The sequence below is a fragment of the Lacrimispora xylanolytica genome, from assembly GCF_026723765.1.
GTDB classification, from domain to species: domain Bacteria; phylum Bacillota; class Clostridia; order Lachnospirales; family Lachnospiraceae; genus Lacrimispora; species Lacrimispora xylanolytica.
On record NZ_CP113524.1, the window covers coordinates 1,602,416 to 1,616,596 of the forward strand.

Here is a 14,181-nt window from a genome sequence, read left to right on the forward strand (position 1 = left end):
AATGAAATGTCCAGGAGGCGAAAAAAATGGCATATTTAATATCAGAAGAGGCACAGGACTTATTGCAGGATGTGAAGAATTTCTGTGAAAAGGAAGTAAAGGAACCGTGTAAGGAGTTTGATGTTTCAGGAGAGTGGCCAAGGGAAATTTATGAAAAGGCCTTTGAACAGGGGTATCAGGCCCTGGAGGTGCCGGAGGAATACGGGGGACCTGGCTTAAGCCGTGTGGATGTGGCTGCCCTCATTGAGCAGATGGCAATTGCAGATGCTGGTTTTGCCACCACCATTTCCGCCAGCGGCCTTGCTCTTAAGCCAGTCTTAATTGCAGGCAGTGAAGCCCAGAAAGAGAGAGTATGTGAGCTGGTCTTAGAAGGCGGCCTTGGTGCATTCTGTCTCACAGAACCGGGGGCAGGCTCTGATGCAGGCGCCGGTAAGACTACGGCAGTAAAGGATGGAGATTCCTATGTTCTAAATGGCAGAAAATGCTTTATCACCAATGGGGGAGTTGCCGCATTTTACTGCGTGACTGCCATGACAGATAAGACAAAAGGCGTAAAGGGAATGTCCATGTTTCTCATTGAAGCAGGAACGCCGGGGCTTAGCACAGGGAAAGAAGAAAATAAGATGGGAATCAGAACCTCCAACACCTGTGATGTAGTTTTAGAAGATGTAAGGATACCAGCCTCTCACTTAATCGGTGAGGAAGGAAAGGGATTTTCCATTGCCATGAAGACCCTGGATCAGGCCCGTACCTGGATGGGATGTATTGCAGCGGGGATTGCGCAAAGAGGCATTGAAGAGGCAATCTCTTATGGTAAAGAACGAATTCAGTTTGGCAATCCAGTCATCAAGAACCAGGGGCTCCAGTTTAAGGTGGCAGATATGCAGATCAAGACCGAAACTGCCCGTCAGATGGTAGCCCATGCCCTTACGAGAATGGACCTTGGTCTTACCTATACCATGGAATCCGCCATTGCCAAATGCTATGCCTCAGACATCGCCATGGAAGTTGCTTCAGAAGCCATTCAGATCTTTGGTGGTTATGGATACAGCCGGGAATATCCCGTAGAAAAGCTTCTAAGAGATGCAAAAATATTCCAGATCTTTGAGGGAACCAATGAAATTCAGCGAATCGTCATAGCCAATAATATCATCGGCAGATAAAAAGGAGGGAGAAAGGGATGGAACTATTAGTTTGTATCAAACAGGTGCCAGATGATTCAGTGGAAATCTCTCTTGATCCAGTTTCAAAAACGCCTGCTTTACAAGGAGTAACACCAGTGGTTAATGCCTTTGACACCTACGCTCTGGAAATGGCCGCGAGGTTAAAAGAAGCCCATGGAGGAGAAATCACCGTGGTTTCCATCGGTGGGGAGGATGTCAAAAATTCCCTGAAGAACTGTCTGGCCGTAGGTGCTGACAACGCCTATCTGGTAAAGGATGATGCTGCTTTAAGTCATGATCCCGCTGGCATTTCAAAAACCTTAAAAAAGGCAATTGGAGATATGGAGAAGGATAGGGGGAAACCCTTTGACCTGATTTTCTGCGGAAAGGAATCCACAGATTATGCTTCCAGTCAGGTGGGACTCTTTCTTGGAAAGGAGTGTTCCCTGCCCGTGGCTGCCAATGTTATAGCTGTGGAGCCAGTAGAGGGCGGAATCAAGCTAAAGCAGGAGACAGAGGAAGGCTATCGGGTGATGGAGGCGGCCCTGCCTTGTGTGGTTACGATTCAAAAGCCCAATTACGACCCCAGGTATCCCACCATCAAAAGTAAGATGGCTGCCAGAAAAAAGGAGATAACGGAATTATCTCCATTGGATCACTTAGAAAGTCAGTTTAAGGTGCTTCAGATCCTGGAGCCGCCAAAGCGGGCAGCCGGAGTGAAAATAAAAGGTGATAATATCCAGGAAGCAGTCACTGAGGCCATGTCTGTGATGACAAAAGCCAGGATTTTTTAGGAGGAGAAAGAAATGAGTGTTTCAGTTGGAAAGAATATCATGGTTTATGTGGAAACCGTTTCTAAATCTCCAGTCAGTGGCGCCCTGGAGGCGCTTTCAAAGGCCCATAAGCTGGCAGCAGACCGGGGGGAAAAGGTCATTGCTGTACTTATTGGCTTGGATTTAGAGGAAGCAGCCCGCACCTCCATTCTGGCTGGTGCAGATCAGGCGATTATGGTCAACAGGGAAGCCTATAACATGGAGGTGTACGGAGAAGTTCTCACAAAGCTGGCAGAAAAATACCGTCCGTCTTTGATTCTGTCGGCAGGAACCCTTGCAGGAAAGGACATAATGCCAATGGTTGCCTGCCGGCTTCATACCGGATGTGCCGTAGATGTCATGGATATCACAGAAACGGATGGTCAGCTGGTCTTTACCTGTCCGGTTTATGGGGGAACCGTTCTAAATCAGCTGATTATAAAAGGAACACCAGCAATTGCAGTCGTCAGATCCGGGGCATTTGCAAAGGAGCTAACTTCTGAAAGAACCGGTGAGATTTTTAAGGAGAAGGTAGAGACAGAAGAAACCAGTCGGTTAAAAATTGTAGATGTGGTGAAAGAGATGGCAGAGGCCGTGAATCTGGAAGAGGCAGAGGTCATTGTATCCGGCGGAAGAGGAATGGGAAGTCTTGAGAATTTTAAACTGGTGGAGCAGCTGGCAGAGGCCTGTCATGGCGTTGTGGGGGCAACGAGACCGGCCATTGAAGCAGAGTGGGTACCCCGTTCCCATCAGGTGGGGCAGTCTGGGAAAATCGTAGCGCCAAAGCTATACATTGCCTGCGGAATCTCAGGAGCCACCCAGCATGTATCGGGCATGATTGGTTCCGGGTATATCGTAGCCATCAATAAAGATGAGGATGCGCCTGTTTTTGATATTGCAGACGTAGGAATTGTGGGGGATGCGGTTAAAATAATTCCCCTTCTCATAGAGGAGATTAAAAGGATTTCGTTACGGTAAGGTAAATCTTTTAAGGTGTATGGAGGGGTCGGTTATGAATGGTATTATCTTTCTTCTTGCGTTATCACCTATTTTATGGCTTATGACAGCACTTAGTCTGTTAAAGCTTCCGGCATTTAAGGCATGTCCCATTGCCCTTGCCATTGCAGTTGTTTTGTCCCTGACCTACTGGAAGATGCCGGCCTGGGACTGCTTTACCGCAGGGGCCGAGGGGGTGGCCCTTGCCCTTTGGCCCATTAGTCTTGTAATCCTTGCAGCCATATTTACATATAACCTTTGCATTGATACAGGAAGCATGGATGTCATCAAAGAGATTCTTGCGGGAGTATCCAGAGATAAACGGATTCTGCTCCTGATTATCGGCTGGTGCTTTGGCGGCTTTATGGAAGGCATGGCTGGCTTTGGGACAGCAATTGCCATACCGGCAAGTATGTTATGCGGCATGGGCTTTCCACCCATTGCAGTTACTGTAGCCTGTCTGGTAGCCAATGCATCCCCCACGGCCTTTGGGTCCGTAGGTATACCCACGGTCACCGTAGCCCAGATCGCTGGACTTCCAGCTGGGGAAGTGGCCTTTGCCACTGCGCTTCAGTTATTTCCTTTTATGATCCTCGCTCCATTTCTAATGGTATGTATCATTGGAAACTCGGTAAAGGCATTAAAAGGAGTCTGGCCGGTAGCTCTTGTTGCAGGCGTATCCTTTGCAGTACCAAATCTCCTTGCAGCCCGTTTTCTCGGAGCAGAGCTTCCGGTCATCATCGGCTCCATCTGTTCTCTGGCTGTCACCATTGGTGTTTCAAAGAAATGGTATCAGAATCCTGACCCTGAGTACTTGATTGAAGGAGGTGCGCCGGACCGGGAAAAGAAAATAACCTTTAAGGAAGCGGGAAAGGCCTGGATGCCTTTTATCTTAATCTTTGTATTTCTCCTTCTGACCTCTAAGATGGTGCCGTCCATCAACCGGATACTCTCCGGTGTAAAGACCTCTGTTCCTATTTATTCCGGAGAAGGAGGAAAGCCATATACCTTTGTCTGGCTTGCCACTCCAGGTGTCTTAATCGGGGCGGCGGCAGTGATCGGAGGTAAGATACAGGGGGCAGATTTTAACAGCATGAAGAAGGTATTTATCAGCACCATAAAGCAAATGTGGAAAACCATCCTGACCATTGTAACCATAATGGCCATGTCCAAAATCATGGGATACAGCGGTATGATTGCCGCCATTGCAGGTACCATGCTGGCACTCATGGGAAGCCTATATCCTCTGACGGCTCCCCTGGTAGGAGCGCTTGGGGCTTATGTGACAGGAAGTGGAACGTCCTCCAGTGTCCTGTTTGGAAGCCTCCAGGCCCAGACAGCTTCTAACCTTGGAATCAGTCAGGTGTGGCTGGTATCGGCAAGCACCGTAGGCGCAACCATTGGAAAAATGATTGCTCCTCAAAGCATAGCCATCGGCGCTGCGGCAGCCAATCTGTTAGGCAGTGAAAGCAAAGTGTTAAATAAAGCAGTAAAATACAGTGCTGTCTTTATCGTAATTGCCGGGTGTATCGCATTTTTTGGAAACTGGATTTACTAGGAAAGGAAGTAAAAAACATGAAGATTCTAGTTTGTATCAAACAGGTACCTGACAGCAATAAGGTAGAGGTGGACCCTGTTACCGGAGTATTAAAAAGGGACGGAGCAGCCTCTAAGATGAATCCTTATGATCTCTATGCCATTGAAACAGCGCTTCGGATCAAAGAGAAAACAGGAGGAGAGGTCGACGTCATCTCCATGGGGCCGCCTCAGGCCAAGCAGGTAATCCGGGAGGCATTTTCCATGGGAGCAGACCATGGGACCCTTTTATCGGACCGGAGATTTGGCGGAGCCGATGTTCTTGCCACCAGCTATACCCTGTCTCAGGGCATAAAGGCCATGGGAGAGTATGATTTAATCCTCTGCGGCAAGCAGACCACAGACGGAGACACCGCACAGGTAGGGCCGGAGATATCTGAATGGCTGAATATACCAAGTGTATCCAATGTGGTAAGCATCAGATCTCTGGAAGAGGATGGAATCACGGTGGATATGGACCTTCCAGGTGAAGTAGAGGTAGCAAAGGTAAAATTCCCCTGTCTGTTAGCCCTGGATAAGGATATCTTTCAGCCAAGACTTCCCTCCTATGTAAAAAAGTCAGAGACAAAGGACCGGGAGATCCGGGTCCTTTCCCTGGATGATATGACGGATCAGGATGAAATGAATTACGGCCTTAACGGCTCTCCAACACAGGTACAGAAGATATTTCCTCCGGAAACCAATGACAAAAAGGAAGTCTGGGAAGAATCAGGAGACGTGCTTGCCAGGAAACTGTTTGACAAAATTGTGGAACTGAAGTTCGTTTAGGAGGGAATATCATGGCAAGATTAGTCGTACATCAGGAAAGAATTCCTGACAATCAGGAACTGATAAAGATTTGTCCCTTTGGGGCATTGGAAGAGCAGGACGGAAGCGTAGTGGTCAATGCCGCCTGCAAGATGTGCCGTCTCTGCGTGAAAAAGGGACCTGCAGGTGCCGTTGAGTACGTGGAAGACGGAAAGAAGCCGGAGATTAACAAAGGGGAATGGAAGGGAATTGCCGTTTACGCAGACCATGTGGATGGAGTGATTCACCCCGTTACCTTTGAGCTCATTGGTAAGGCGAAGGAAATGGCTGCTGTTACCGGACAGGAAGTATCGGTCCTGTTTATGGGAAAGGATATCCGGGAGAAGAGTGAAGAAATCCTTCATTACGGCGCTGATAAGGTCTTTGTATACGATAAGGATGAGCTGGAGCGTTTCAAAATTGAGCCGTATACAGCCGTCTTTGAAGACTTTATAAGGAGGAATAAGCCCTCTTCTATTCTTGTAGGGGCCACCACCGTAGGACGCCAGCTGGCACCAAGGGTGGCAGCCAGAATGAAAACAGGACTTACGGCAGACTGTACTATTTTGGAAATGAATGAAAACTCGGATTTGTCCCAGATCCGGCCAGCCTTTGGGGGAAATATCATGGCTCATATTAAAACTCCCAACCATCGTCCCCAGATTGCTACAGTGCGGTATAAAATCATGAATGCCCCGGCTCGTTCCGATTCCGTATCAGGAGAAATCGTAACCTGTGACATTTCAAACGGTGCCCTGACAAGCCATGTAGAAGTCCTTGATATTCTGCCAAAGGAGAAGGAGTCCTTCATAGAAAATTCCGATGTTCTCATCGTTGCCGGACGAGGAGTAAAAAAAGAAGAGGATTTATATATGCTGAACGAACTGGCAGACCTTCTTGGCGGACAGGTGGCATGCACCAGACCCATGGCAGAATCCGGCTGGCTGGATGCAAAGTATCAGATTGGATTGAGCGGACGTACGGTGAGACCAAAGCTTATCATCACCTGTGGAGTCTCCGGAGCCATTCAGTTCGTGGCAGGCATGAATCATTCGGATACCATCTTTGCCATTAACAATGATCCCAAAGCGCCTATCTTTAAAGCGGCTCATTACTGTCTGGTAGGCGACCTTTACGAAATTCTTCCTAAGCTAATCGCAAGGGTAAAAGAGAAGGAGGGAATGTAATCATGGGATATAAGAAAATAGATCAGGAAGATATTGCGTACATCAAAGGTATCATTTCCGATGAAGAACGTATCTTAATTGGGGATTTTATCAATGAAGAATACAGCCATGATGAATTAAGCGGCACCAGCAGCTACCCGGATATTGTGGTGAAGGCGAAATCAGCCGAAGAAATATCTGCTGTCATGAAATATGCCTATGAAAACGTCATACCAGTTACCCCAAGAGGTGCCGGTACCGGGCTTGTTGGCTCTTCCGTGGCAATAGAACACGGTATTATGATTGATACCACCTTGATGAATCAGGTGCTGGAGCTTGATGAGGGCAATCTAACCATAACCGTGGAACCGGGCGTCCTTCTTATGGAGCTTTCCGCTTACGTGGAAGACCATGATTTGTTTTATCCGCCGGACCCAGGGGAAAAATCAGCCACCATCGGAGGCAATATCAGCACCAATGCAGGAGGCATGAGGGCCGTAAAATACGGAGTGACCCGTGATTATGTAAGAGGACTGGAAGTGGTGCTCCCCAATGGAGAGATTACGGAGTTTGGAGGCAAGGTGGTCAAAAACAGCTCCGGATATGCCCTTAAGGATCTGATGGTAGGCTCAGAGGGAACCCTTGGCTTTATTACAAAAGCCACCTTAAAGCTGATTCCCCGTCCCAAGATGGTCATCAGTCTTTTAATTCCCTTCCCGACCCTGGAACAGGCAATTAATACAGTTCCCTTAATTGTCAAGGCAAAGACCATTCCAACCGCCATAGAATTTATGCAGAGAGAAGTTATCATTGATGCAGAGGAGTACCTTGGAAAGGCATTTCCGGATAAGCAGTCTGACGCCTATCTCCTCCTTAAGTTTGACGGCAACACTCAGGAAGAAATTGAAAAGGCCTATGACAGCGTTGCAAAGCTCTGTCTGGAGCAGGGTGCTCTTGATGTCCTCATCTCCGATACGGAGGAAAGGGAGGAATCCATCTGGAAGGCCAGAGGTGCCTTCTTAGAGGCTATCAAAGGCTCAACCACCTACATGGATGAGGTGGATATGGTAGTTCCAAGAAGCCTGGTCAATGAAATGGTCACTTACCTACACAGCCTTCAGGAAGAATTTGATCTAAGAATCAAGAGCTTCGGCCATGCGGGAGACGGAAATCTTCATGCCTATTTGCTTAAGGACGATTTAAGCGATGAGGAATGGGAGAAACGGATGAGCGGGGCAATGGAAAAGGTGTATGAAAAAGCCAGAAGCCTGGGAGGCCAGGTATCCGGAGAACACGGAATTGGATTTGCAAAGAAACCATATTTGAAAGAATCACTGCCTGAGGTTAATTTAATTCTCATGAATGGCATTAAAAAAGTATTTGACCCCAATAACATTTTAAATCCACATAAGGTTGCCCAGATGTAATCTTGTCACGTTCCCCTTCCTGTAGTATGATGAGGATAACAGATCGCTGTGTCTGTATCAAAATTCATACTTACATGGAAGGGGAATTGCTATGAAAAGAGAAGGGATCATAAAAGAGGAAATGATGGTTGTCTCTGGGGACGGGACAAAGCTGAGATTCAGGAAAGATGTAGTGGAAGATCCGAGGGCCTTGATTGTTATTGCCCATGGATTGTGTGAGCATTTAAACCGTTATGATTATTTTACAGAAAAGCTCAATGAAAATGGATACAGCGTTTACCGGTATGACCAAAGAGGACATGGGAAGTCCGAAGGCAAGAGGGTTTACTTCAGCGATTTTAACGAGATGCCAGATGATTTGTCCACAATCATTGCGATTGCCAAAAGAGAGAGTGGGGGAAAAAAGGTATTTTTATTTGGTCACAGCATGGGAGGAGAGACGGTAACCCTCTATGGCACCAAACACCCAGGGACCGTGGACGGAATCATTACCTCTGGTGCCCTGACTCATTATAACAATCCTATTATGGGTGATTCTTTTCCAATTGCGGCTCCAGAGGATACATATCTGTCAAACGAACTAGGGGACGGTGTTTGCAGCGATTCTAAAGTCATAGAAGCCTATGCCAATGACCCGCTGGTGGAAAAGCAAATCAGTATCGGTCTTATTAACCAGATTTATGCAGGTGTGTTATGGTTAAAAGAACAAATTGGAAACTTCTCAGACCCAGTGCTCATACTTCATGGAGCGGATGACGGACTTGTCTCAGCCAAGGATTCCCTGGAGTTTTTTGAGGAGATCAGTTCTAAGGATAAGAGTCTGAAGATATATGCAAATCTTTACCACGAGATTTTAAACGAACCAAGCAGGAACGAAATTATTGCTGATATTCTTTTGTGGTTAGGGAAACATAGGGGATAAGATAAAGAATCCCACTATATAAGAAAGACCGGACTGAGCCATTACACGCAGTCCGGTCTTTTTGAAAATTTCATTATTTATTCATTGCTTTTTCTGCCCACTTGGAATCCTTAAAAATAGCCCTTCCCAGAATTACTCACAAAATGCTAAGTAATCAGTTAAAAGAACTAGAATCAGACGCTCTTATCATCCGCCTTTGGTTTAAGTAATTTGGGGTACGTTATTATTCCACGGGTGAAAGAACCAACTTTTAGGTTGGATCATATGCAACTGTCTTGTGTAATTGATCAATGTGTCAGATGATTTCAACATTTATTAATGATTCATATATGAAATAAAAGTATGATGTGATAAAAGCAGGCTGGCTAATATAGCGGTCTGCTTTTATTAATCGTAAAGAATCAGTTTTAAAAATTTTATTTTTCATCAAAATGAAGCAATTTAACCTTAGCCATCACGCAATGTGGTGGCTTTTTCTTTGCCCAAATTAAAAAAAAGAAAGGGAGATAAATCTTCACAGCAGGAAGATATAAGAGTCCGTGAATTTTTTAAACAGGGAGCTCATTGGTTATCTGATTTGGAACCGATATCAACAGGTTCAAGCTATAAAGCTGAGATGAACCAATGAATCAAACAATACAGAGGCACCAGGGTACTTAGGTAGATCATCAAACTCAGCCAGCACATCCGCTTTTTAAATAACATATTATGTCCATTAGAAGGAGGAATTAGAGATAAGATAGACCCCAAGCTGCTGCTTTGGCAGCCTGAAATTTGACGCGGAAGAGAGCATGCACCAACTTGGCCTATCTTAAATATATTAATATTAAAAAATAAAAGGAGAATTATTATGGAATTATTTTATTGGAGCAATGAAAAGAAAATACCCTTAAAAAAATCCGATTTATATAGAGCATTTAAAGACAATGGTAATGTGGAAAGTAAAAACAAATCTTTTTCTTCTAACCTAAATTCAAATTTCACTGATTTAAAAAATGGTATCATTTTAGAAACGATAAGTGGCAGTAATGGGAATGAAACGAATTCATTTAAAAGCAAAAATCAAAGTGAAAATGATGATCTTCTGGTAGTGGAATCAGAAGATAAAACACCAATGATTCTAACAAATCAGTTTATTATCCAGTTCAAACCCGATGTAACAAGAGAAGAAATTGATACGATTAATAGCCTTAATAATGTCAGCGTTATTGAAAGTATTAAGGGGGAAGATAATACCTTCCTGGTGGAAACCGCAGAAGGCAACGCAGAAAATGCACTGGATCTGGCAAATACCTATCATAACGATGATAAGGTAATATTTGCACAACCAAATTTTGTCCGGTTGATGAAACCTATGGCATCATTAAGTAACGATCCGGATGTAAAGAAGCAGTGGGCTATTAAAAATACCGGACAAACCGGAGGAATTGCAGGGGAAGATATCAAGGTTTTAGAGGCATGGGATATAACAACAGGAAGTAAAGATATTATCATTGCTATCGTAGACGAAGGGGTTGATTACACCCATGAAGACTTAAATGTAGCAGATAAACTGGTAACCGGGTATGATGCCTGTTACAAGCGTGATGATCCCAATCCATTGACTGCCGATGCCCATGGAACCGCTTGTGCAGGGATAGCGGCAGCAAAAAGCAATAACAACAAAGGAATCGCTGGTGTGGCTCCGGATTGTAAACTGATGGGAATCAGAATAGCCTATGGAGCTGGTACGGCATGGGTTACTGATGATGCAAAAATTGCAGATGGAATTGTAACAGCTGTGGACCGGGGAGCCGATGTCCTTAGTAACAGCTGGGGAGGCGGAAGTAAAAGCCAGACAATTATAAATGCAATCAATTATGCGAAACAGAAAGGCCGAAATGGAAAAGGCTGCGTTGTTTGCTTTGCCGCTGGTAATGATAATGGTAAAGTTTCTTTCCCTGGTAATCTGGATAATGTTATCACAGTTGCAGCATGTAACGAGTATGGTGAAAGAAAAAGTAAGACAAGTAAAGACGGGGAATATTGGTGGGGCAGTAACTATGGTCCTCAGGTTGATGTGGCTGCCCCAGGTGTTCACATTTACACAACTGATATTATGAATAAGGCAGGGTACAGCACTGGCAATTATGTAGATGGATTTAACGGTACGTCTGCTGCGACCCCACATGTTGCAGCAGTTGCTGCGCTTGTACTTTCCGTTGCTCCAGAACTAAAAGCGAGTGAAGTGGAAGAAATAATTAAAAATTCTGCAGATGACATTACTCCTAAAGGTTTTGATAATTATACCGGTTATGGAAGAGTAAATGCATTTAAAGCTGTTTCAAAGGCACTTGAAATTGTTAATGCAAAAAAATAGTTTTATATTCTACATCAGAGCCTAAAGTTTGCCTAAATACGAAATGAGGTCGTCACACTGGGAATAGATTCTATAGAAATTAGGATTTTCTAATCAACAGCTTTTTGTAAGATATGGACAATCTGAGTTGTCCATCGAATTGCATTTTTTATCTGCTGTCATTCCCTCAGTCATGACCAATATACCGGAAGGTCTGGATAATCGTCTATCTCCTGATTACAGTGGGATAGGCGATTATCCTATATTTAAGGAAAAGATTATACTCTATTTTATTTTAATTATTAATTGCTATGATTTTTAATCCTTTGTCTTCCAGGGAATGAAACCATACGTCCCCATTTCCCATCATAACCCCCATATCGTTGCTGAATAAATATCTGGTATAACTAACATCTATCCTGTATTTAAAATGGTCTGTTATGATATCTTCATAGGATTGTATAAATTCCTGAGGATTGTTAATGGTTTTATTGGCATTGTGTATTTTGACACTGATGGGATACTGAATCAGTTCCGCTAATTTTTCTTTCTCGTCACTCTTTATATATGATTTTATTTCTTTTGCAAAGTTTTCAACATCTTCTGTGGTTCCCTCTATGAGAGGATATCTTTTGTCAAGTGTGCTTCCAAAGGAATGGGAGAGTACCAGGTAAAGATTCACTTCAGCTTTATCCTTTTTATTGATAAAAATTCCTGTCAGAATATCTCCTTTTTGCGTCCCTGGCTCTATTACGCCTTGAAATGAGATACTCTCGTCTTCATTTGATAATATAAACGAAGCAGTTTGAATATCAATGGATCCTGTTAAATTTGTTTCGGTGTCGTCATCAGAAGTTATGTAGGAGGCGGTCAATTCATTTCCATTTCTGAATATGGCCATATATATTTCTTCAAATATTTTTATATTTCCTTTCAATACGCTGGTATTCTGGTCACTGATAATCTGATTAATACTTTCTATATCCTCTGGAGGTACCGTCACTGTTTCCACAGGAGATGGAGTGCTGGTAAGTGGATCGGACTGGGCGAGAGAATCAGTCTCACTATTTATATTGGGAGCCGTATTGGATTCATAAGTTACCGGTGTGATCATATCATTTGGCGTATTATACCTTTTGCCAGAAAAATTATGTAATAAAAATAGACATAAAATAACGATATGAAGCACTAATATTATTTTTGTGATTGGTTTCAAGTTTATATCCTCACTTTCATTTAAGGGTATTATGGGAACCTTTTTATCATAATAAGTTATCATAATATCCAGAAAATAACAAGACATCATAAGCCTGTTATCTCCAAATGAAGGATTATAGCTTTTTTACGAAAGAGACTTCTTAACTCTAATTGCCATAAAAGCTCTTCCTGGGAGTGCGATATGAAATTTTCCTTTATAACGCCCTCTGGATTCTATGGTCATATTCCAGGAATCAATGACCTCCACATCATATTCGTTCTTATCATCAAAATAAAAAGTCCGGAAGGAAGGACGCATAAAGCTGTAATAAAATAAGTAATAATCCTTAATTGGTTCCTCTTTTTCTTTCTCTGGCACTCCGCATATCTCATCCCAGCCGCATTTTTCATAAGGCATTAAACCATAACCTGGTGTATCCAGCATGATATCATGAAGAAATTGAAACCGTTTCCAGCTTTCCCCTTTCAGCTTTCCGCCGTGGGACCACCACAAAATATTATCATGGCTCATAAAGCATTCACTATGTCCAGGATACCCACCTCGTAGGGCTGCTTCCCAGAATCGCCTCAACATTTCTTCTCCGCTTATATTTCCCCAGCCATGCTGAATATTTCCTTCATAAGCAATTTCATCTAAAACCACTGGTTTTCCAAACTGTGTCCGCCACTCATTGACCAGTTCCGATGATCGGTAAAGCTCTTGTCTTTGGATGCTGCAGTGGGTGATCCAGGGGCGGGTATGGTCGTAAAAGCCAAAGCAATTGTGAATGGAACGTAAATGATGATAGGGATCCTTCTCGCAAATAATGGATGCGTAACGCTCCCAGTCTTCCATAGACTTTTCAGGAAGTAAATCATATTCGTTTGCTAAGGACCACCATACGTTATGAAAGGCGGCAAAGCGTGCAATTACATAGTTAAAGTAAAGATCATCCTGTTCCTTTGTCATCTGGGAAAACCCCCATCTGTCGTAAGGGTGCATGACAATAAGATCGGCCTCTATTCCTCGTTTGCCCAATTCATAAATACAGTTTTCTATATGGGTAAAATGTTCCGGATTAAATCTTGTAAAGTCCCAATCATTTCCCTTTTTAAGATTTCCCAGGGAAGCAGTATAATCATTGAAATTATCACTGGTCAAGATACTGCTGTCAATGGGCGTCCCCTCATAAGGGTAAGACCTTGGTTCCCCCAGATTATAATCATAGTGTTTCGGAAAGATGCAGAATCGAATTTTATTAAATCCTGTTGCAAAAAGGCTCTTCAGGGTCTCTGCGATCAGTTCATCTGATTGCAGCTCCCATACATAGCATGTGGTACCAATGGAATAATACTTCGTGCCATCCTCATAGGAAAAGTGGAATTTATTTACCACCCGCACCGGACCGTGATTCTCCTTTCTGGCGGCTGATACCAGGAATTTCCCTTCTGCCTCTCCCTCTGAAAAATCACCTGTGATGACAAACGTATACTCGCCTTCATAAGAAGGCATAAATCGTACCTTATAGCTTCCATCTCCGTTATAGAAGCCATCAGCTGTAACCTGTTCTTGTTCTCCCTTAAAATATCCTTGAATCCTGTAATCCGTAAATGGGTTTCCTTCTGTTTTCCCCTTAAGCTCCACTTCAAAGACATCCCATTTAGCAACCTGTGGTTTAAATATCACGTCCATAATACCTCCTTAACCTTTCCTTTAAATCATTGGTCTGACAGAGACTCAAAGCTGAAAAAGGCTCTGCGCAGTACGTGCGCGAGAG

At 43.8% G+C, this 14,181-nt stretch carries 12 protein-coding genes; 10 read left to right on the forward strand and 2 right to left on the reverse strand.

The genetic code is table 11. The annotated features are described in order from the left end of the window. Positions 1–26: 26 nt before the first annotated feature. The 10 genes from OW255_RS07595 to OW255_RS07640 all read left to right on the forward strand — a co-directional run bounded on the left by OW255_RS07595 (position 27) and on the right by OW255_RS07640 (position 11,227). The gene (locus OW255_RS07595) at positions 27–1,163 is read left to right on the forward strand and encodes an acyl-CoA dehydrogenase family protein (RefSeq protein ID WP_024836516.1); all 1,137 of its coding nucleotides are present in this window, start codon (positions 27–29) and stop codon (positions 1,161–1,163) included. 17 nt (positions 1,164–1,180) lie between these two features. Beyond that, positions 1,181–1,957 (forward strand): electron transfer flavoprotein subunit beta/FixA family protein, encoded by a 777-nt coding sequence (locus tag OW255_RS07600; protein WP_268116236.1) that lies wholly within the window; start codon positions 1,181–1,183, stop codon positions 1,955–1,957. Positions 1,958–1,969: 12 nt separating this feature from the next. Further along, positions 1,970–2,953, forward strand: a complete 984-nt coding sequence (locus OW255_RS07605; protein ID WP_268116238.1) for an electron transfer flavoprotein subunit alpha/FixB family protein — start codon at positions 1,970–1,972, stop codon at positions 2,951–2,953. Between the two features lie 34 nt (positions 2,954–2,987). Beyond that, positions 2,988–4,529, forward strand: coding sequence for an L-lactate permease (locus OW255_RS07610; RefSeq protein WP_268116239.1), 1,542 nt, complete (start codon positions 2,988–2,990; stop codon positions 4,527–4,529). 17 nt (positions 4,530–4,546) lie between these two features. Beyond that, complete coding sequence (locus OW255_RS07615) at positions 4,547–5,335, forward strand: electron transfer flavoprotein subunit beta/FixA family protein (protein ID WP_024836512.1); 789 nt, start codon at positions 4,547–4,549, stop codon at positions 5,333–5,335. Positions 5,336–5,346: 11 nt separating this feature from the next. Next, positions 5,347–6,540, forward strand: a complete 1,194-nt coding sequence (locus OW255_RS07620; protein ID WP_268116241.1) for an electron transfer flavoprotein subunit alpha — start codon at positions 5,347–5,349, stop codon at positions 6,538–6,540. Positions 6,541–6,542: 2 nt separating this feature from the next. Beyond that, on the forward strand, positions 6,543–7,946 hold the full coding sequence (locus tag OW255_RS07625; protein ID WP_024836510.1) for an FAD-binding oxidoreductase: 1,404 nt from the start codon (positions 6,543–6,545) through the stop codon (positions 7,944–7,946). Between the two features lie 91 nt (positions 7,947–8,037). After that, complete coding sequence (locus OW255_RS07630; protein ID WP_268116243.1) at positions 8,038–8,868, forward strand: alpha/beta hydrolase; 831 nt, start codon at positions 8,038–8,040, stop codon at positions 8,866–8,868. A 143-nt stretch (positions 8,869–9,011) separates the two neighbouring features. Then, positions 9,012–9,077, forward strand: coding sequence for a hypothetical protein (locus OW255_RS20970; RefSeq protein ID WP_268116586.1), 66 nt, complete (start codon positions 9,012–9,014; stop codon positions 9,075–9,077). 641 nt (positions 9,078–9,718) lie between these two features. Next, the gene (locus OW255_RS07640) at positions 9,719–11,227 is read left to right on the forward strand and encodes a S8 family peptidase (RefSeq protein WP_268116244.1); all 1,509 of its coding nucleotides are present in this window, start codon (positions 9,719–9,721) and stop codon (positions 11,225–11,227) included. Between the two features lie 274 nt (positions 11,228–11,501). Here the strand turns inward: OW255_RS07640 and OW255_RS07645 are convergent, their stop codons facing one another. Further along, positions 11,502–12,422, reverse strand: coding sequence for a hypothetical protein (locus tag OW255_RS07645; protein WP_268116245.1), 921 nt, complete (start codon positions 12,420–12,422; stop codon positions 11,502–11,504). 126 nt (positions 12,423–12,548) lie between these two features. Next, entirely contained in the window at positions 12,549–14,096 is a 1,548-nt protein-coding gene (locus OW255_RS07650; RefSeq protein ID WP_268116246.1) for a DUF5605 domain-containing protein, read from the reverse strand. Positions 14,097–14,181 lie beyond the last annotated feature (85 nt).